The following is an 18167-nucleotide window of genomic DNA, read 5'->3' as shown; positions in this document are numbered from 1 at the left end:
GGAGGGGCAGCCGATGGAATTTTCAAAACCGGGACCGCAACACAGGTTTCTCGAACGATTGCTCGGCGAATGGGTCGTCACCTCTAGTGCGCACCACCCGGGCTATGATGCCGATGATCCCGACAAGCAGTGGCGCGAGACGGTCCGCACGCTGGGTGGCATCTGGTTTGTTGCCGAAAGCGGCGGGCTGATGCCCAATGGTGAACGCGGACAAATGATGATCACTCTGGGTTTCGACGCCAAGGCCGGACGATATGTCGGCTCATGGGTCGGTTCGATGATGGATACGCTTTGGCTCTATAGCGGCTGGGTGGAACCGGATGGCAATACGCTCATTCTGGAGGCCGAGGGTCCGTCCTTCACCGATCCATCGAAAACCGAGCTCTATCGCGACACCATCACCTTCCTCGATGCGGATCATCGCCGCTTTACAGGCGCTGTCCGCCAGGCCGATGGCACGTTCAAGGAATTCATGCGCGACGACATGAAGCGGCTCCGTTGAGCAAGGAAAGGGACCTGACATGATGCAAGGCAATTTCATCTGGTACGAACTGATGACCACCGATACCGCGGCGGCATCCGATTTCTATGCAAAGGTCAATGGCTGGAAGGCCAAGGATTCCAATGTACCGGGCGTGGATTATACAATCTTCAACGTCGACGGCTTCGAGATGGGCGTTGCCGGCATGATGGCATTGACGCCGGACATGCTGGCTGGCGGAGGCCGTCCAGGCTGGATGGGCTATGTCGCGGTTGACGACGTCGACCGGAAAGCGGACGAATTCAAAGCCGCCGGCGGCTCTATCCATGTGCCGCCGACGGATATCCCGCAAACGGGCCGCTTTGCGGTGGCCGCAGATCCGCAAGGGGCCGTTATCTGCCTGTTCAAGCCGGTTATGCCCGACGGACCGATGCCACCCGCACCAGCCGAAAATTCGCCCGGCACCTTTGGCTGGCGCGAACTCTATGCCGGCGATTTGGACACCGCATTCGATTTCTACTCCGGCATGTTCGGCTGGGAAAAGGAGATGGCTGTGGATATGGGCGCCATGGGCATTTATCAGACCTTCAAGCATGATGGTGCAAGCCTCGGCGGCATGATGACCAAGATGGCCGATATGCCAGCCCCGTTCTGGAACTATTACGTCAATGTGGACGGTATCGATGCTGCAGCGGAACGGGTCAAATCCGCCGGTGGCCAGATTGTCAACGGTCCGCATGAAGTGCCGGGCGGCTCCTTCATCGTCACCGGGCTGGACCCGCAGGGGGCGATGTTCTCGCTGGTGTCCAAGACACGATGATCGTTGATCGGTCAGGTCAGGACAGGGGGCGGGCGCTTGTCTGCCGGTGCGACTTATAGTTGAGAATTCGGGGTTCGCTGTTAATGCGCGATTAAGTTTGGTTCGGCATAAATCATAATATCTTGAAGTTCTAAATAAGGATATTCTGCTTATGGCTTTCCGAATGCGTATCGTCCACCGCATTCTTGCGCTGGCATGTGTGGCCGCCCTCGGTGTGGCCGCCGTAACCGGCATCTTTATGATGCAGAGTGCGACCGAACAGTCCTACCGGCAGGAGTTTACAAGACTTGATCAAATCGCGGGCAAGCTCTCTGCCCTGAACGGTGCCTTGCACAACAACAGACGATACGAGAAGGACTTCCTGCTCGATAAGTCCGTGGAAGCCCAGTCCAGCTTTGATGAAAGTGTCGCCAAAGGCGCGGCGCTGATTTCAGAAGTGTCTGCGCTGGTTGCTGCCCCGCAAAAACCCGCTCTCGCCGAAATCGAAACGAGCTACGATGCCTATGTGAACGCCATTCACAATGTCTTCGCCACCGACATCAAGCTGGGGCTGGTGCCGAACGAGGGCCTTGAAGGCCAGATGCGCGACGCTGTTCACGGCATCGAAACGGAGTTGAAGGCGGTCCAGAGCGACAAGCTCCTGGTCAGCATGCTCATGCTTCGGCGTCATGAGAAGGATCTGATGCTGCGCAAGGATCCGAAATATCTGGCCAAGCACGCCGATGAGGTCTCGAATTTTACCAATCTTGCCCAATCGGATTTGCCTGCCGATCTGCAGGCGAAGATTCTGTCGGCTCTGGATATCTATGCCAATGCCTTCAAGACCTATGCCGAGGTGGTGATCGAGGAAACCGAGGCGCGCGCAACGGGCAATATGCGTTTCGCCGAGATCGACACGAAGATCCTGTCAGCCCTTGATGCGGCCAAGGCGCAATCTGTGGCGCAGCTGGAAAGCAGCGATGCAGCGGTTTCTCGCAGCCAGACTATTGCAGCCATAGTGGTTCTGGCAACGCTTGCCGTGCTCGGCATGGCCGTCTTCCTCATCGGTCGCTCCATATCGCGCCCCATCGCCGGAATGGCGGGTGCCATGGAGCGCTTGGCCGATGGCGATGCGGACATGGAAATCGATGGGACCGGACGTCACGACGAGATCGGAGAAATGGCAAAGGCGCTGGAAGTCTTCCGGCTGGCTGCCATTTCCAATCGCAAGCTGGAGCGCGAGGCAGCCCAAAATCGCGCCCGTGCCGAGGCCGAACGCATTCGCGTGCAGGAGGAGGCTGAAGCATCGGCTCAGGCGCGCCTGAAACAGGCAACTGCGGGTCTCGCGGTCGGATTGCAGAAACTCGCGGAAGGCGATTTGACGTTTCAGCTGGATGAGCCCTTCGCGCCTGATTTCGAGCAGCTGCGCCTCGATCTCAACCGCGCCGTGGCCCAGCTGGGCGCGACCCTCGGGGACGTGTCCGGCTCGACGACTGCCATCGACAACGGCTCGACCGAAATCAGCAACAGCGCCGACGATCTGGCGCGCCGTACCGAGCAGCAGGCAGCCTCGCTGGAGGAAACCGCGGCAGCCCTTGAGGAAATCACTGCTAATGTCGGCTCCTCGTCCAAACGTGCCGAGGAGGCCCGCCAGGTGGCCGCGGAAGCCAATCGCAACGCTGCGGAATCAGCAAATGTCGTGGGCAACGCCATCAGTGCGATGCAGCGCATTGAAGCCTCCTCCAGTCAGATTTCCAGCATCATCGGCGTGATCGACGAGATCGCCTTCCAGACCAATCTGCTGGCGCTGAATGCCGGCGTGGAAGCGGCCCGTGCCGGCGATGCCGGCAAGGGATTTGCGGTGGTGGCCCAGGAAGTCCGTGAACTGGCACAGCGTTCGGCCAATGCCGCTCGCGAAATCAAGGCTCTCATCACCCAGTCTGGCGATGAGGTGTCCACCGGCGTGAAGCTCGTCAGCGAAACCAGCGGATCGCTTCAGCGCATTGTCGATCATGTCGGTCAGATCAATCAGCATATGGACGCCATTGCCCGTGCCGCCCGCGAACAGTCGCAAGGTCTGACCGAAGTCAATTCTGCGGTCAATCGCATGGATCAGGTCACCCAGCAGAATGCGGCCATGGTCGAGGAGACCAATGCCGCGAGCGCCAGTCTCTCCAACGAGGCAGCGCGCCTGCGCAATCTTGTCGGTGTGTTCAGCCTGCCGAGCGGACACCATTCGTCGGACAGGCAGGCGGCTTGAAGACGTCGCATCGCTGCAAGGCCAGTGTGACGACCGCGCGATCGAAGATAACGAAAACGGGCGCCATTCGCGCCCGTTTTTCATGCTCGTCGCCCCATGATCCGACCCCGATGAACAGCGTTTGCATGCCATTGGCACGCCACCTGGACGCGGATCGCTTTCCTCCTACTTGGCCGATTGCGGAAGGCCGAAAATCCGGTCGAAGGCGAAGTTGAAGAGATAGGTATAGACCAGGAAATAGAGAAGCAGGCCCAGATTGGTCACAAAGGCCTCACCGATTGAAATACCCAGAAGGACTGCCAGAACGGGCGTCAGCACCACCGCAAGTCCGCCCTCGAACAAGGCTGCATGCACCAGCCGCCGCAGGACGGAGCGTCCCCTCACGGCACTGCGCGCCTCCCACCATTCAAACATGGTGGTAAAGACAAGATTCCACACCACCGCCACCGTCGAGGATATCACCGCCGCCAACCCCGAAGACGTCTCGTCATGCCCGAGCATGAGAAAGATCAGAACGCTAAACCCAATGGCAATGCCCTCGAAGGCAGTGACATAGACGATACGGCGAAGAATGGGGGACATGGGGGACGGCCAGTAAGGTGAAGATGAAAGGGAAGGCGTTGCCGGGGCAGCCTTAACCGAAACAACGCGTCACTGAAATGCTTGGGGTCCGAAAAAGTTGCCATCCCCCCCCCCCCACACACACCCAATCGCCGACAAATATTAGGCTTCCATTAAGTGTCACATGCAATAGATATGGCTAATATGGTGAAATTCTAATATAACTGATTCGTCGGCAAGTGAGGTCAGCACCGCAGGCCGACAATCCTGCCCTTGGTTGTCCAGGGGGCAGGTGAGTGAATTATATCCGCGCGTCTCTCCCTCTCCCCCCCCGAGGCGCGTTGGTAGGCGGGGCGGAGCCGGCTTCCCCCCAAGCACCGGCTCCGCCCTATCGCCGGTCGCGGGAATGTGGCCTGGTCTTCGCGTTCAAGCGGCCGCCGTTTCTCTATTATCGCTTCAGGCTTCCCAGGATACCGCGCACAATGGCGCGACCGAGCGATGAGGCGACCGAACGGGCAGCGCTCTTCATGGCCGCTTCCACCACGCTTTCGCGCTGGCGCGTGCGCCGGGTCGTTGTCTTGCGGCTCGAGGTGCTGCGCCCGGATGGGGAGCGGCCGTCATCGCGATCATCCTCATCGCCAAAGCCGGGCAGGGTCCAGCGACCGGCAGCGCTGTCGTCGTCGGCCTGTTGTTCGGCCCGGGCCTCATCTGCCTGTTTCTGCGCCTCGGCCTGCGCTGCCTTTTGCGCGCGTTCGGCCAGGATCTCGAAGGCCGATTCCCGGTCCAGATCGGTATCGTACTGGCCGGCAACGGGGCTGAGCGCCATCACCTGCTGGCGTTCCGCATCGGTAATCGGCGCCGGGCGCGCAGAGGGCGGGCGCACCAGCGTACGCTCCACCATGGAGGGCACGCCCTTCGATTCCAGCGTGGAGACCAGTGCCTCGCCAATGCCGAGCGTGGTAATGGCGGTTTCGCAATCGAAGGCCGGGTTGGGGCGGAAGGTTTCGGCAGCCGTGCGCACCGCCTTCTGCTCGCGCGGCGTATAGGCACGCAGCGCATGCTGCACCCGGTTGCCCAGCTGGGCGAGAACGCTGTCTGGCACATCGAGCGGGTTCTGCGTGACGAAATAGATGCCAACCCCCTTGGAGCGGATCAGCCGGACGACCTGTTCCACCCGCTCGATCAGCACTTTCGGGGCGCCATCGAACAAAAGATGCGCCTCGTCGAAGAAGAACACCAGCTTCGGCTTGTCCGGATCGCCCACTTCCGGCAATTCCTCGAACAGTTCGGACAACAGCCACAACAGGAAGGTGGCATAGAGCCGCGGATTCATCATCAAACGGTCGGCCGACAGCACCGAGACGGCGCCGCGACCGTCATTGGTCACCCGCATGATGTCGGCAATCTTCAAGGCCGGTTCGCCGAAGAAATGTTCGGCACCCTGCTGTTCCAGCACCAGCAAGCCGCGCTGCAGCGAGCCGACGGAGGATTTGGAAATCAGCCCGAAGCGGCTCGACAATTCATTGGCATTGTCTGCCATATAGTTCAGCAGTGCCTGCAGGTCTTTCAGGTCGAGCAGGGCAAGACCGCCCTCATCGGCAATCTTGAAGGCAATGTTGAGCACGCCTTCCTGCGCCTCCGAGGCATCCATCAACCGCGCCAGCAAAAGCGGGCCCATTTCGGCGATGGTGGTGCGCACCCGGTGGCCCTTTTCGCCGAACAGATCCCAGAAGATCACCGGAAACTGCTGGAAATCGAAATCCTTGAAGCCGATCTGTGCGGCTCTGGCGGTCACCCAATCCTTGGCCGTGCCGATTTCGGCAATGCCCGAAAGGTCGCCCTTCACATCGGCGCAAAACACCGGAACGCCGGCATTGGAAAAGCTCTCGGCCAGCACCTGCAGCGTCACGGTCTTGCCGGTGCCGGTGGCCCCCGTCACCAGACCATGGCGGTTGGCATATTTGAGGTTCAGATATTCGCCCTTGTTCAGGCTGTCGTCCGGATTGCGGCTGGTGCCGATATAAATCTTGCCTGCTTCAAGCATTCCATGTCCCCATTTTGCCTGCTTGCGCAGATATGCCACAGCCAAAAACATGCCCGACCGGCGTCTTCACGGCGTCCTTGTCTTGCCCTTATAAGGATAGTGTGAAACATCGACAACTGCTTGGGGCAGCAGTTGAGACCGTCAAAAAATGCCCGGGAGAAAAGAGCGGGCGCGCTTGAGTTCGCCGTCAGCCTTGATTACGTTGACGTCAACGTCAGAACTTCAGAGGAGAACCTTGATGAACGCACTCGCAACCCGCATTGCCGAAAATGTTGGCCTGGAGCCGGATACAGCCGAAAAGGCGCTGGGCATGATGCTCGGCTTTTTGCAGCGCGAAGCCGATGACGGCGCCGTGGCCCGCATGATCGAAGCCATTCCCGGCGCCATGGAACTGGTGGCCGAACACAATGGCGAAGGCGAAAGCAAGGGCCTTCTCGGCGGCCTGATGAGCGCCATCGGCGGTGGCGGCGTCATGGGCCTTGGCCAGCAGCTGATGGCCCAGGGCCTCGGCATGGGCGAAATCACGGCCCTTGCCAAGGAAACCATCGCCGCTGCCCGCGAATATGCCGGCGACGACGTGGTCGACGAAGTCGTCAACTCCGTCCCCGGTCTCAGCCAGTTCGTCTGACCCGATTGACACCACGCGTTTTGCAAGAGCCGCCGGGTGAAAGCCTGGCGGTTTTTTCGTTAGTATGGGGAAGGGCGGGGAAGGAAAGAGAAAGTCCTCTTGGCCGGCGCATGTCACGGTGTCGGTCAGACCATCCCGATTCGCCTATGGCGGTGACCGGCCCTTAGCGGCAGGGCAACTCGTTTCTTACATATTTCGCAAACGACACAGGGAGATCCGCAAATGCCAAGTTTATTCGAGTTCGCTGGAGGCGAAGAGGCACTCCATAGGTTGGAGGAGTTATTCTATACGAGCGCTCTCGCTGACCCGTTGCTCCAACCACTGTTCGGCAAAGGCAAATCCGAGCACGTCGACCATCTCACTGCCTTCACGGCGGAGTCTTTCGGAGGTCCCGACCGGTTTTCGCGGGAAATTGGATTCCGGCATTTGATCGATGTGCACCGCGGGCTGAAAATAACCGAAGAACAGCGGTTGCGGTTCGTCGACCTTTACACGCAAGCGATTGACGCCGCCGGAATGCCCGCCAACCTCGAATTCAGGAAAGCGGTATTGGAGCACGTCGAATTCGGCACCAAGGTGGCGCGGCAGAATTCGCACGCGGAACGGGATGAAGAACTTCATCCTTTGCGGGAAGTGCCGCGCTGGACCTGGAGTGGCGACGACTGAGCTTCTCAGTCCGCCATAAGTGTAAATGCGACCTCGTATTCACCCGGTGCCACTCGTCCAAGCGCAGTATTTCTTTTGATATACCCCAGCTCTAACAGCTTCGTGGTAACGCGGCGCGCGGCTTCGGTGCTCTCGAATTGGATGTAATTGGTCACTTTGGTGCCATCGTGGCTGCGGTGTATGCTGGCCGAAATCCAACCTTCCATGTTTTGGGCCGCTTTCACCGTTTCAATCAATGAGTCGACCAAAGCCTGTTGTCTCGCAGGTTCCACCGTAAAAACATTAATCTGTGTCACGATATTTCGATCTGTCTGGATGGATATCATTTCCATTCTCTCTCACGGAAGATCGCCATAGAGAGGTAGGTAGGGAGGCCGGTGGTGACCTTCAAGGATTTGATCCAATAGGCTCGCGGAAACGAGGCTTGATCAAGTGGTGCTCGATAACAGCATGCAAATCGAGTGGGACAATGGACTGTCCCCTCCCGTCCCCAAAGGCGACAATCCCCCAATCCCCCAATCCCCCAATCCCCCCGCTCAAACCCGGATCGCAGGCGCCGCATCGAAATGCGGCGCCTCACTGTCATGGGAACTGGTCAGAACTTCGTCTGCCAGCCGGCGCGCAGCCAGATGTCCGGATCCGAGCCTTCGGTGGTGACATTGAGCATCAGCGATGCGGTACCGCCTGCCACGTCATATTCGCCACCGATACCGCCACGCAGCCAGAGCTGCTTCTGTTGAACCCCTTCCAAGTCGAAGCTCGAGACATCGATGATCTCGCCGGAAATATCCGCGGCTCGCTTTTCGAACCGGTAATCGGCTTCCGCACGGAACGTCAGGCGGAAATCGTTGGTCAACGGATGGATGAAATCCGAGCCGAGGCGAATGATGGTCTGGTGGTCGTCGACGGCATCATAGCTGACCGGGAAGGAACCACCGCTTTCGCGATAGGCGTCCGCATGGCTCCATGCGCGCGAGATCGCGGCATAGGGGGTGATCGCGGTGCCGTTGATCGAGGCGGCATCCAGCCAATCGAGGCGGGCCTTCAGGCCATAGGTCTTCGTATCCGTGGAGCCGGAAGAATAATCGAGCGCCGTGCCGTTCCTATAGCCACGATTGACATCGGCCGAGCCGCGCGAGGCGTAGCCGCCCACGGTCAGATAGACATTGTCGCCGAGAAGCGCGCTGACTTCGGGGGCAACATAGTAACCGCGGTTGCGGAACTCGCCGCCATCATCGAGATCCTGCCTGGTATAGGTGGCACCAACAGACAGGCGTGCCGTCACGCCGTCGGCAATGCCGTAACCCATGCCGACATCGCCGAGGGCGAGGCCCCCGTCGGAACTGGGACCATTGTCATAGCCGCTGTCGACGGTGCCCCAGACGGACTTCTGGCCGAGCGAGAGCAGATTGCGCATGGGGCTGCCCTGGGCACCGAACATGACCGTGCTTGCCTGTGCCAGGGCGGGGCTGGTGACCTGGACGCCATAGAGCGTCGGCAGGAAATCGTCATAGGTGATGATGCCGGAGCCCGAGTTGTCGCCACCGCTGGAGCCCGAACCGTCGTCATCTCCGTCGGTATCTGTATCTGTCTCCTCATCGACACTGACCTTGGCGATATAGATCAAGCCGTCTTGCGTGAAGCCGGTGACGATATTGCCGTCGGCAGAGACATATTTTGCACCACTGGTAATATCGGTATCGAGTGTCACGCCCGCATCGCGCAACCAGTCGTCGACACTGATCATCCCGGTCTCGTCCGTCCAGCGGAAACCGTGAGAGACACTGGCACTATCCCAGGCAGCGCCAACCACAACTTTGCCGTCGGCGGAAACGTCATCAGCAGCGGAAGTGTTGCCGCCGCCCAGTGTCCCAAGGTCACTCATCGTGCCGGTTATGCCATCGCCGGAGACGAACCAGCGATAGGCATGAAAGTAGGAATCCGAAGTGGTGCTGGATCGGCCCACGATCGCACCGCCATCATCGGACATCGCACTGACATAGGTATAGGTGCCTCCAAGCGTTCCGATATTGGTCATTCCACCTTCTTCGGTCCAACGGAAGGTGTAAGAATAATTGTCTGTCGTGATAGAAGAGCCGGCCACGACCGAGCCGTCATAACTGACCAAAGTCGCATAAGAATTGGTGATGCCGAGCGTGCCAAGACTTTCTATGGTCTGACTGACATTGTCCCAGCGGAAGGCCGTACTGTTACCGGACTCACTTAGTGAATATCCCACAACCGTCGAACCGTCACCGCTGATGGCATTAGCGAAGCTACTACCGGTGGTCAGACTCCCGATATCCACCATCCCTGTTTCTGCCGTCCAGTAGAAGGCGTGGTATGCGCCCGAAACGTTGTAGCTCATGCCCGTGACGGCCGACCCGTCGTCGCTGACATCCACTGCATAGGAACTGCTTCCGCCCAGGGTGCCGATATCAGTGTATCCATCGGCTGCTGTCCAGACAACGGCCGTGTACGGGTTGCCATCTTCCCAGTCCGCCCCGACAAAGGTCGATCCATCCGCACTGATGGCGCTCAGCCAATTGGTGCCATCTGATCCGGGATCGGTGAAGCCATCCGTCAGACTGTAGAAAACGTAATACCAGTCGCCATTGTAGCCTCTGTATTCAAATAAGACGATGCCGGTATCGCTCATGCCAAGTATATCGCCGTAATACTTAGCCGCGTCGCCGGCGCTGATATCGTCAACCAGGATGCCTGTAGCGCTGCTATCTTTAGCCATTGCGATCTGGGACATCCCGGCTGCGAGAACCAGCGACAGTGCACTGGTGACATAGAGCGAAGGCAAAGTAATGCCCTTGCGGCGCGCGGCACCCCATGAATTCTTCATAATGTCATTTCCTTAAGGAGCGCCTTTAGGCGCAAATCGTCGTCGATCAGTGTCCAGCCTGAAGAGCAAAAGCGGATTGCGTGGCCCAGACTGGAGGCGCCATCCCACCTTTTCCCAAGCTCCTGCCATCTGCGATACGCGGCACTTCGACGAAAAGCTGAGTCTTGAGATCTGAAGCAGGCGTATCAATGAGTCCGCATTTTGCACATGTCTGAGCGTGCGCGATCATTGTCTATTTGTCCCGGTACCAGTTCTGATCAGATTCCAATGGGTTGGGGCCTGCAAGCGACCGCAATGCCGCACTTCACCTGGCTCGACATTGGCATGATAATAAGCTTGCTTTTCGGATCCGCAGTCCAATATGCAATAGTCATGAGTTCCTTCAATTTCGACAGTTCAAGTCTCAGGCAGGACGAGGCCGTCGAGGCCTGTAGGCAGCTCTATGCCGGGAGGATCTGATGTGAGGTCGGACCGCGTCGACTTTTCCGCGCAGGTCGACGCCCGGAACTACTCGAAAGTTCTGGTTTTTGATCGGCACCTGAACGACGTCTCCCATGAGCGCTCCACCCGCAGAGTGAATGCGGATGGTTTCGAACATGGCACCTTACAGCTTAACCTCTCCGGCCAGCGTCTGGTCGAGACGCAAGACAACAGGCTGTCCGTCGATCCGGGGCAGATCGTTGCATTTGACATGACCAAACCTTAGCGCAGCTTTTTGAACGATTGTCATTTCATCGCCGTTTCCACCTCCCGCGCGATGCTGGATGTGCCGGAAAGCGTGCGTGACATATGCATGGCAAGATCGTCGATGGACCCAACGCCATCATATTGGCCGATCTCGTGGCCGCGCTGGCGCGCGCCAAGCTCGTGATCGGCGCTCATCTGTCAGAGCGTCAGCTATCCCCGGAATGGATTGCGGCGAAGACAAACGTCTCCCGTACCCGCCTCTACGAACTCTTCAAGCCGGAAGGTGGCATTTCGAGATATCTTCAGAAGGCACGGGCGACAAAGCTCCGCCAGCTATTGGCGCAGGCAGAGATGTCGCGCTTCAGCGTCGAAGCCCTGTGTCTCGGCGTCGGCTTTGCAAGCGAAAGCCACGGCATCCGGAGATTTTCCCAATTCTGTTCTGTTTCACCAGGTCTGTATCGCCGTCAGTTGGGCGATGTCGCAGCCAGTGGACATACAGGGCCTGCCAGCCAGTTTGACAGTTGGATGAGAGCCTTGAACATCGAGTTCTGACAGCCCATGCGAGCAAAAATTCCGATCTCCGGCACAAACGGATCGTACGAGAATAGGTCCGATCACGGAAGTCTGTTGGATAGCAAGTTGGATAGCAAAGAATGCCGGCGCCTGGCCGCTACGGATCACTGAATGAGCTATGTCGGGTGCTGGCGCATGGTTGTCTCCCCCGCTCAGACTCGGATCGCCGTCTCCTCCTTGGCCGTGCGGATAATGATCATGGTGAAGAAGCGGGCCACATTGGTCTGGTCGCGGAACAGCCTGTCGCACAGGGCGTCGAATTCTTCCATGTCGCGCAGGCGCAGCATCAGCACGACATCGGTTTCACCCGTCACGGCATAGGCCTGCGAGACGGCCTCCTCGGTGACGGCCAGATCGAGAAAACGGCGCATATGCTGTTCGCCATGCAGCTTCAGCTCCACCGTCACCAGCGCCTTGATCCCGCGTCCGGCCTTGGCCGGATTGAGAATGGCGACAATGCGGTCGATCACGCCGGATTTGCGCAGGCGCTGCAATCGGCGCAGGCAGCTGGAGGGCGACAGGCCCACCGCGTCGGCCATGTCGACATTGGTGCGCGAGGCGTCGCGCTGCATCAGGTTCAAGAGTTTCCGGTCGATCCGATCCATGAGGACAGCATATTGCACGTCGCAATCTTTGCAATAAAATTGCAAGAAGCTGCAATCTTTGACCAAAAATGTGAAACGACACGCGCTAGCAAGGGAAGACGAATTCCAAGGAGCCTCCTATGTCGATCTTGCTGCCCGCCTTGCGCAATACCCAAAAAACACTCCAGGTTTACTGGCTGCTCGTGCGCATCACGGTTCCCATTGCCGTCGCCACGGAACTCATGACACGCCTGGGCGTGATCGAGGCGGTCGCACCTGGCTTTGCGCCGGTCATGCAGGTGTTCGGCCTTCCGCCGGAGCTGGGCCTTGCCTGGCTGACGGCCATGCTGGTCGGCATCTGGGGCGCGGTTCCGCTGCTGTTTACGCTGGTCCCGGCATCCTCGCTCAGTATCGCCGATGTCACGGTCTTCTCGGCGCTCATCCTGTTTGCCCATGGCCTGCCGATCGAGCAGAAGATCATCCAGAAGGCCGGGCCGGGCATGATCGCAACGACCCTTCTGCGCATCATGGGCGGTCTGCTCTATGCCTTCTTGCTGCATCGGCTTCTGGCCGCCACCGGCTGGTTATCGGCCCCGGTCGAGCCGGTCTGGGTGCCCATGAGCGCAACGCAGGGCTGGCTGGATTATCTGACAAGCCTTGGCCAAACCATGCTGTGGATGCTCGTCATTCTTCTGGTGCTGTCCTGGGGGCTTGAATTCCTCAAGGTGAGCGGAATTCTGGATTTGATGATGAAGGCGCTCTCGCCATTCCTCAGCCTTGCCGGCATCAGGGGGGAGGCGGGTCATCTGACCGCGGTCGGCCTGTTTCTCGGCATATCCTATGGTGCCGGTCTTTTGATCCGCGAGGCGCAGTCCGGCCATATAGCCCCGCGCCAGATCTTCCTGTCCTGTGTCTTCATGGGCTTTGCCCATAGCGTCATCGAAGACACGCTCCTGGTCATCTCGCTGGGCGCAGATGTGCACGGCGTTCTGACCGGGCGGCTGGTCTTTGCCCTTTGCGCAACGGCGGCGATCGCCATCCTTCTGCGCCGCCTGTCGGACACCTCCTTCTTTAGGCGCCTGTTCCGGCATGCGGACACGGCCCTGGAGCGCGCGTGAGCGGGCGTGCGATATCCTTTGCCCCCACCGTTTCAGGGATTGGCAGTCCTCCCTCTGCGTGACATGATCAGCTTACGCATGAATGCCCGGCAGGAGATGTTGCCAAGCCTGCCGGTCCCTCGTCACTGTCCTCCGTCCACCGGGGCGCTTTGCCCCGAAAGGTAAGGCTGCCTCGATGACTGCGCATGATCCCTCCCTGTCTCCGGCTGCAGAACTGAAAGCCAATGTCGCCCTGCCGTTCGGGCAGGCCCGCGCCATGCCCAAAAGCGTTTACACCTCGCAAGCCTTCGTGGCGCAGGAACTGGAGCATATCTTCTCCAAGGAATGGCTCTGTGCCGGCCGTGCCGACGCGCTGAAAGGCCCCGGCGATTATCTCACCATGGAGATTGCCGGCGAGCCGGTGATCATCCTGCGCGACCGCGACAACCGGTTGCGCGCCATGTCCAATATCTGTCGCCACCGCATGTCGACGCTCTTGGAGGGGCGCGGTCATGTGCGCGCCATCGTCTGTCCCTATCACGCCTGGACCTACAATCTCGACGGTTCGCTGCGCGGTGCGCCGGCCATGCACATGAACGAAGGCTTCTGCAAGGAGGATGTGAAGCTGCCATCCATCCGCTGCACTGTCTGGCTCGGCTGGATCATGGTCACGCTCAACCCCGATGCGCCGGACCCCGCCGAGCAGTTGAAGGAGGTGGAAAACCTCGTCGGCTATCTCGACATGGCCAATTATGCCGAGACCTTCCGGGAAGAGCATCACTGGAACACCAACTGGAAGGTGCTGGCCGAAAATTTCATGGAAAGCTATCACCTGCCGGTCTGCCATTCCGGCACGATCGGCGGCTTCGTCTCGCTGGAAAAGATGACCTGTCCGGAAGGCTATGACGCCTTCAATTACCACTGGATACTGAAAAAGGATGATGCGCCGCTGACCGTGGCCCATCCGGAAAACACCGTGCTCAAGGGCGAGGAGCGGGTGAAGACCTGGCTGCTGGCCATCTATCCGGCGCTGATGATCACGCTCACCCCCGGTTACTTCTGGTATCTGTCCCTGCATCCCGACGGTCCCGGCAAGGTCAAGATCCTCTATGGCGGCGGGCTGCATGCTGACTATGTCAACGATCCGGACGCGCAGGCCCATTTCGCGGCACTGAAAGCCCTGCTCGATGCCGTCAACGATGAGGATCGCGGCTGCACCGAAAAGGTCTACAAGGGTCTGCTGGGGCGCCTTTCCGAGCCCGGCGCGCTTTCGCATCTGGAGCGCCCGAACTACGAATTCGCGACCTATATCTCATCGAAGATTGCCGGCTGAGGCAGGGTCCGAGACCGTCGCCATTCAAATACCGCTGAGCAGCCGGAAGGCGATCAGCCCCATCACGCCGGCAATGATCACCTCGAGGACGCGCCAGGCTGCGGGTTTGGCAACAAGCGGCCTCAGCCACCTTGCGCCATAGCCAAGCGCAAAGAAAAACAGGAACGATGCCGTCACGGCACCGAGGGCAAAGGCGAACTGATGGCCGGGAAAGCGCGTCGAGATCGTGCCCAGCAGCACCACGGTATCGAGATAGACATGCGGGTTGAGCCAGGTAAGCGCCAGGCAAAGCCCAAGCGTCTTTGCAAATCCGCTCGAGCCGCCATTGCTAACCTGCAATGCGCCTGTGCCTGTCCAGGCCGATCTGAGGTTCAGCGCGGCATACCAGAGAAGAAATGCCGCGCCCCCATATCGCATCACCGGCTCGAGAAAGGGCAAGAACTCGACAACCTGAGTGAGGCTCGTCACGCCGACGGTAATCAGGATCGCGTCGGACAGCGCGCAGGCAAGGCATACGGCCAACACATGCTCGTTGCGCAGCCCTTGTCGCAGCACGAAAGCATTTTGCCCGCCAATCGCGACAATCAGGCTGAGGCCCATCGCAAGGCCGGTGAAGAATGTGGTGAAGTCCATGATGATGCAATGCCGTAGACGAAGGATCGGAACCCGTTCGATAGACCGGCGATCGGAATTAGTCTAATTAACTCAGCTTCGTCAGATTAAGTAAAGCTAATGACATGATCGATTACGCCGCCCTTCGCGTTCTTCAGGCCGTCATTCAGACGGGGAGCTTCGACCGGGCCGCAGCCGCGCTGAATGTCACCCCGTCCGCCGTTTCGCAACGCATCAAGCAGTTGGAGGAACGCCTGGGCGCAGCGCTTGTGGTGCGCGCAAACCCCTGCACGGCAACCGAAAAGGGCGAGCGCCTCTGCCGGCACATGGAGCATGTCGGCATGCTGGAGCAGGACCTGTTGAAGGGCCTGCCGTCACTCGCCGATCCTGACGGCAGACAGCAACGCGTCACGCTTCGCATCGCAACCAATGCCGACAGTCTGGCCACATGGTTCCTGCAGGCCATGTCGGAGTTTTCCCAATCCTCGCGCTATCTGCTGGACATCGCGGTCGACGATCAGGATCATACCGCCGACTGGCTGCAGCAAGGCAAGGTCATTGCCGCAGTCACCGGCACAGACAAACCCATTTCGGGTTGCCGGCGCTATTTTCTCGGTGCGCTTCGATATCACGCGACGGCCAGCCCGGATTTTGTCGAAAGGCATTTTTCCCAAGGCATAACGCCGGCCTCCATGGCACAGGCCCCGTCGATGACCTTCAACCAGAAGGACCGGTTGCAGGCCGACTGGGTGAGGTCGGTGCTGGGCCGGGACGTCAATCTCCCCACCCATTGGTTGCCATCCACGCAAAGCTTCGTCGATGCCAGCCTCATGGGGCTGGGATGGGGTATGAACCCGCGTCCGCTGGTCCAGGAGCATTTGGCGGCCGGTCGGCTGGTGGAACTTGTGCCGGGCCAGACACTCGACATCAAGCTGTATTGGCACATCAACCGTCTGGCCGCCGACCAGTTGACCCCTCTTACACAAAAGGTCATCGAGGTATCCGCAAAAAAGCTGTCGCAGAGCCGGTAAGGGAAAGGGCTCAGGCGACCGCGCGTTCCGCTATGCCATGGTGAAAAACCCGGATAGCCAGATCGACGCGCTTGCGCAACATATCGACATCTTCCTGGCAAGAGCCGGTTACAAGCACCAGATGCTCCAGCAGGTTGGTATGTGCCATGTCGACCAGAAGGCGCGCGGCCTCCTCGGTATCGGCAATGGCAATTTCGCCGCGCGCGACGCTCCTGTCGAGTTCGGTGCGGATCATCGCGTAGAGAGCATAGGGGCCTTCCTGCAGGAATTGCTGCGCCAGGTCCGGCTGGCGCTCGGACTCGGCGATCACCGCCCTCAGGATGGCCATAGGCAGCGGGTCGGAGAATTTCTCCTGCGAGGGCGTGAGCAGCAATCGCAGGCGCTGTGCCAGCGGAAGTCCGTGCTGTTCATCGGCGAGCGGTCGCATCTTCCGGGTGCGTATGCGTCGGACAATGCTGGCAAACAATGTCGCGCGGCTCTCGAACACTTCGTAAAGTGTGCGCTTTGACATGCCGGCTTCTTTGGCGATTGCGGCCATGGAGGTAGCGGCCAGACCTCTTTCCAGAATAATTCGCTCAGCGGTATCGAGGATGATCGCCTCTCGCTCTGCAAGATCGAACTGACGCGGTCGCCCCGGGCCGCGATGTGCATCGCGGCATTTTGGCAACAACATACGCATTACCTCCTTTGCAGCAGCGCGCATAACGCTTGCGCACTGCAAAAATTCTATTATAAAACCATCTGGTTTTAATATTAGACTCTTCGCGTCCCTTCGCCAAGCGTCAACTCCCCATTAACTGGAGAAGTTCCATGAGGTCTGCGACAAACGCCCTCCTTTCATGCCTGTTTGCTGCTGTCATTACGCCGGCAGTGGCCTTTGCCCAGGAAGGCAAGAAAGAGGCTCCGCCAACACCGGTCACGGTGGTTGAGCTGAAGCAGCAGACGATCACAGTCACGTCGAAACTGCCAGGTCGTGTGGTCGCGTCCGGCGTTGCCGAAGTGCGGCCTCAGGTCAACGGCATCATCATGGAACGGCTTTTCGAAGAGGGCTCCAAGGTCAAGGCGGGCGATATATTGTACCGCATCGATCCGGCCAGCTACGAGGCGCAGGTTGCAGCCGCCAAGGCATCGGTTGCCCAGGCTCAGGTCAATCTGGATTCCGGTGAACGCGAGTTGAAGCGTATTGAAGCGCTGCGCAAGAGCAATGTCTCGACCGATCAGGCCCTGGATACAGCCATTACCACGCGCGATGCCGCCAAGGCCGCATTGCAGGTGGCCAATGCGCAATTGATGACGGCCAATATCGATCTGGACCGCGCCACCATCCGCGCCCAGATCTCCGGTGCCATCGGTCTTTCACTGACCACGCAAGGTGCGCTTGTGATCTCCGGTCAGAGCGATCCGCTGGCGGTCATCCGCAAGCTCGATCCGGTTTATGTCGACGTCGCCCAGTCGGCCGCCGATCTGGTGCGCTGGAAGCGCAAGGGCGCAGCCTCGCTCGGCCCCAATGCCGATACCACGGTCAAGCTGACCCTTGCCGATCGCACTGCCTACGATCAGACCGGTGAGCTCACCGCTGCGGAACCGCATGTGGATGAAGAAACCGGCGTGATCACCTTGCGTCTGCAATTCCCAAATCCAGATGAGATGCTGTTGCCCGGCATGTATGTGCAGGTCGAGATGCCTCAGGGTGTCATCGACAATGCCGTACTCGTTCCCCAGGAAGGCGTGTCGCGCGACCGTCGCGGCAACCCGATCGCCATGGTCGTCACGGCGGACAACAAGGTCGAACAGCGCACATTGACGATCGTCAGTGACCGAGGGTCCGACTGGATCGTCTCCGACGGTGTCAAGGCTGGCGACCGGGTGATTGTAGAAGGCCTTCAGAAAATTGCGGTCGGCGCTACCGTCGCCCCGGAAGAACGCGCCGAACAGCCGGCCAAGAACTGACCTCGCG

Annotated in this window: 18 protein-coding genes; 11 read left to right on the top strand and 7 right to left on the bottom strand. The window is 59.3% G+C overall.

The features are described from left to right. The first annotated feature begins 13 nt into the window (after window positions 1–13). The 3 genes from ACQQ2Q_RS02850 to ACQQ2Q_RS02840 all read left to right on the top strand — a co-directional run bounded on the left by ACQQ2Q_RS02850 (window position 14) and on the right by ACQQ2Q_RS02840 (window position 3540). Window positions 14–502 (top strand): DUF1579 domain-containing protein, encoded by a 489-nt coding sequence (locus tag ACQQ2Q_RS02850; RefSeq protein WP_428185509.1) that lies wholly within the window; start codon window positions 14–16, stop codon window positions 500–502. A gap of 19 nt (window positions 503–521) precedes the next feature. Further along, the gene (locus ACQQ2Q_RS02845; RefSeq protein WP_428185508.1) at window positions 522–1301 is read left to right on the top strand and encodes a VOC family protein; all 780 of its coding nucleotides are present in this window, start codon (window positions 522–524) and stop codon (window positions 1299–1301) included. 151 nt (window positions 1302–1452) lie between these two features. Next, on the top strand, window positions 1453–3540 hold the full coding sequence (locus ACQQ2Q_RS02840; protein WP_428185507.1) for a methyl-accepting chemotaxis protein: 2088 nt from the start codon (window positions 1453–1455) through the stop codon (window positions 3538–3540). Window positions 3541–3705: 165 nt separating this feature from the next. On the opposite strand, the gene ACQQ2Q_RS02835 is transcribed toward ACQQ2Q_RS02840, so the two are convergent. Then, window positions 3706–4122: a PACE efflux transporter gene (locus tag ACQQ2Q_RS02835; protein WP_428185506.1), complete on the bottom strand. Its 417-nt coding sequence runs from the start codon at window positions 4120–4122 to the stop codon at window positions 3706–3708. A gap of 427 nt (window positions 4123–4549) precedes the next feature. Then, window positions 4550–6145: a helicase HerA-like C-terminal domain-containing protein gene (locus ACQQ2Q_RS02830; RefSeq protein WP_428185505.1), complete on the bottom strand. Its 1596-nt coding sequence runs from the start codon at window positions 6143–6145 to the stop codon at window positions 4550–4552. 238 nt (window positions 6146–6383) lie between these two features. On the opposite strand from ACQQ2Q_RS02830, the gene ACQQ2Q_RS02825 reads away from it, so the two are divergent. Further along, window positions 6384–6773 carry a hypothetical protein gene (locus tag ACQQ2Q_RS02825; protein ID WP_428185504.1) on the top strand — a complete coding sequence of 130 codons (390 nt, stop codon included), beginning with the start codon at window positions 6384–6386 and terminating at the stop codon, window positions 6771–6773. 222 nt (window positions 6774–6995) lie between these two features. Further along, entirely contained in the window at window positions 6996–7439 is a 444-nt protein-coding gene (locus ACQQ2Q_RS02820) for a group II truncated hemoglobin (protein WP_428185503.1), read from the top strand. Window positions 7440–7444: 5 nt separating this feature from the next. Here the strand turns inward: ACQQ2Q_RS02820 and ACQQ2Q_RS02815 are convergent, their stop codons facing one another. Both ACQQ2Q_RS02815 and ACQQ2Q_RS02810 read right to left on the bottom strand, forming a co-directional pair. Then, the gene (locus ACQQ2Q_RS02815) at window positions 7445–7771 is read right to left on the bottom strand and encodes an antibiotic biosynthesis monooxygenase (RefSeq protein ID WP_428185502.1); all 327 of its coding nucleotides are present in this window, start codon (window positions 7769–7771) and stop codon (window positions 7445–7447) included. Window positions 7772–8034: 263 nt separating this feature from the next. Next, a complete protein-coding gene (locus ACQQ2Q_RS02810) occupies window positions 8035–10293 on the bottom strand; it encodes an autotransporter domain-containing protein (protein ID WP_428185501.1) in 2259 nt (752 codons plus the stop codon). A 460-nt stretch (window positions 10294–10753) separates the two neighbouring features. On the opposite strand from ACQQ2Q_RS02810, the gene ACQQ2Q_RS02805 reads away from it, so the two are divergent. Both ACQQ2Q_RS02805 and ACQQ2Q_RS02800 read left to right on the top strand, forming a co-directional pair. Further along, window positions 10754–10999: a hypothetical protein gene (locus ACQQ2Q_RS02805; RefSeq protein WP_428185500.1), complete on the top strand. Its 246-nt coding sequence runs from the start codon at window positions 10754–10756 to the stop codon at window positions 10997–10999. A gap of 83 nt (window positions 11000–11082) precedes the next feature. Then, window positions 11083–11532 carry a helix-turn-helix domain-containing protein gene (locus tag ACQQ2Q_RS02800; protein WP_428185499.1) on the top strand — a complete coding sequence of 150 codons (450 nt, stop codon included), beginning with the start codon at window positions 11083–11085 and terminating at the stop codon, window positions 11530–11532. Window positions 11533–11705: 173 nt separating this feature from the next. On the opposite strand, the gene ACQQ2Q_RS02795 is transcribed toward ACQQ2Q_RS02800, so the two are convergent. After that, complete coding sequence (locus ACQQ2Q_RS02795; protein ID WP_428186465.1) at window positions 11706–12158, bottom strand: Lrp/AsnC family transcriptional regulator; 453 nt, start codon at window positions 12156–12158, stop codon at window positions 11706–11708. A 119-nt stretch (window positions 12159–12277) separates the two neighbouring features. On the opposite strand from ACQQ2Q_RS02795, the gene ACQQ2Q_RS02790 reads away from it, so the two are divergent. After that, window positions 12278–13255 (top strand): nucleoside recognition domain-containing protein, encoded by a 978-nt coding sequence (locus ACQQ2Q_RS02790; RefSeq protein ID WP_428185498.1) that lies wholly within the window; start codon window positions 12278–12280, stop codon window positions 13253–13255. A gap of 175 nt (window positions 13256–13430) precedes the next feature. After that, window positions 13431–14567 (top strand): aromatic ring-hydroxylating oxygenase subunit alpha, encoded by a 1137-nt coding sequence (locus tag ACQQ2Q_RS02785; RefSeq protein ID WP_428185497.1) that lies wholly within the window; start codon window positions 13431–13433, stop codon window positions 14565–14567. A gap of 24 nt (window positions 14568–14591) precedes the next feature. Here ACQQ2Q_RS02785 and ACQQ2Q_RS02780 read toward each other — a convergent pair whose 3' ends face one another. Beyond that, window positions 14592–15200 carry a LysE/ArgO family amino acid transporter gene (locus ACQQ2Q_RS02780; RefSeq protein ID WP_428185496.1) on the bottom strand — a complete coding sequence of 203 codons (609 nt, stop codon included), beginning with the start codon at window positions 15198–15200 and terminating at the stop codon, window positions 14592–14594. A gap of 104 nt (window positions 15201–15304) precedes the next feature. On the opposite strand from ACQQ2Q_RS02780, the gene ACQQ2Q_RS02775 reads away from it, so the two are divergent. Then, complete coding sequence (locus ACQQ2Q_RS02775) at window positions 15305–16210, top strand: LysR family transcriptional regulator ArgP (protein ID WP_428185495.1); 906 nt, start codon at window positions 15305–15307, stop codon at window positions 16208–16210. Between the two features lie 10 nt (window positions 16211–16220). Here the strand turns inward: ACQQ2Q_RS02775 and ACQQ2Q_RS02770 are convergent, their stop codons facing one another. After that, window positions 16221–16883, bottom strand: coding sequence for a TetR/AcrR family transcriptional regulator (locus ACQQ2Q_RS02770; protein ID WP_428185494.1), 663 nt, complete (start codon window positions 16881–16883; stop codon window positions 16221–16223). Between the two features lie 137 nt (window positions 16884–17020). Between ACQQ2Q_RS02770 and ACQQ2Q_RS02765 the strand changes: the two genes are divergently transcribed. After that, window positions 17021–18160 carry an efflux RND transporter periplasmic adaptor subunit gene (locus tag ACQQ2Q_RS02765; protein WP_428185493.1) on the top strand — a complete coding sequence of 380 codons (1140 nt, stop codon included), beginning with the start codon at window positions 17021–17023 and terminating at the stop codon, window positions 18158–18160. Window positions 18161–18167 lie beyond the last annotated feature (7 nt).

The organism is Agrobacterium sp. ES01, assembly GCF_050320885.1.
In the GTDB taxonomy this organism is placed as follows: domain Bacteria; phylum Pseudomonadota; class Alphaproteobacteria; order Rhizobiales; family Rhizobiaceae; genus Allorhizobium.
The sequence above is the reverse complement of the archived record's forward strand: the minus strand, read 5'-3'. Positions and strand labels throughout refer to the sequence as shown.

Excerpts from the sequence above, each read along its gene's own strand:
- ACQQ2Q_RS02770 (WP_428185494.1), bottom strand. The coding sequence starts at position 16,883 with ATGTTGTTGCCAAAATGCCGCGATGCACATCGCGGCCCGGGGCGACCG.
- ACQQ2Q_RS02765 (WP_428185493.1), top strand. The coding sequence starts at position 17,021 with ATGAGGTCTGCGACAAACGCCCTCCTTTCATGCCTGTTTGCTGCTGTC.
- ACQQ2Q_RS02840 (WP_428185507.1), top strand. The coding sequence starts at position 1,453 with ATGGCTTTCCGAATGCGTATCGTCCACCGCATTCTTGCGCTGGCATGT.
- ACQQ2Q_RS02780 (WP_428185496.1), bottom strand. The coding sequence starts at position 15,200 with ATGGACTTCACCACATTCTTCACCGGCCTTGCGATGGGCCTCAGCCTG.
- ACQQ2Q_RS02785 (WP_428185497.1), top strand. The coding sequence starts at position 13,431 with ATGACTGCGCATGATCCCTCCCTGTCTCCGGCTGCAGAACTGAAAGCC.
- ACQQ2Q_RS02815 (WP_428185502.1), bottom strand. The coding sequence starts at position 7,771 with ATGGAAATGATATCCATCCAGACAGATCGAAATATCGTGACACAGATT.
- ACQQ2Q_RS02845 (WP_428185508.1), top strand. The coding sequence starts at position 522 with ATGATGCAAGGCAATTTCATCTGGTACGAACTGATGACCACCGATACC.
- ACQQ2Q_RS02835 (WP_428185506.1), bottom strand. The coding sequence starts at position 4,122 with ATGTCCCCCATTCTTCGCCGTATCGTCTATGTCACTGCCTTCGAGGGC.
- ACQQ2Q_RS02775 (WP_428185495.1), top strand. The coding sequence starts at position 15,305 with ATGATCGATTACGCCGCCCTTCGCGTTCTTCAGGCCGTCATTCAGACG.
- ACQQ2Q_RS02810 (WP_428185501.1), bottom strand. The coding sequence starts at position 10,293 with ATGAAGAATTCATGGGGTGCCGCGCGCCGCAAGGGCATTACTTTGCCT.
- ACQQ2Q_RS02790 (WP_428185498.1), top strand. The coding sequence starts at position 12,278 with ATGTCGATCTTGCTGCCCGCCTTGCGCAATACCCAAAAAACACTCCAG.
- ACQQ2Q_RS02820 (WP_428185503.1), top strand. The coding sequence starts at position 6,996 with ATGCCAAGTTTATTCGAGTTCGCTGGAGGCGAAGAGGCACTCCATAGG.
- ACQQ2Q_RS02830 (WP_428185505.1), bottom strand. The coding sequence starts at position 6,145 with ATGCTTGAAGCAGGCAAGATTTATATCGGCACCAGCCGCAATCCGGAC.
- ACQQ2Q_RS02795 (WP_428186465.1), bottom strand. The coding sequence starts at position 12,158 with ATGGATCGGATCGACCGGAAACTCTTGAACCTGATGCAGCGCGACGCC.
- ACQQ2Q_RS02825 (WP_428185504.1), top strand. The coding sequence starts at position 6,384 with ATGAACGCACTCGCAACCCGCATTGCCGAAAATGTTGGCCTGGAGCCG.
- ACQQ2Q_RS02850 (WP_428185509.1), top strand. The coding sequence starts at position 14 with ATGGAATTTTCAAAACCGGGACCGCAACACAGGTTTCTCGAACGATTG.
- ACQQ2Q_RS02800 (WP_428185499.1), top strand. The coding sequence starts at position 11,083 with ATGCATGGCAAGATCGTCGATGGACCCAACGCCATCATATTGGCCGAT.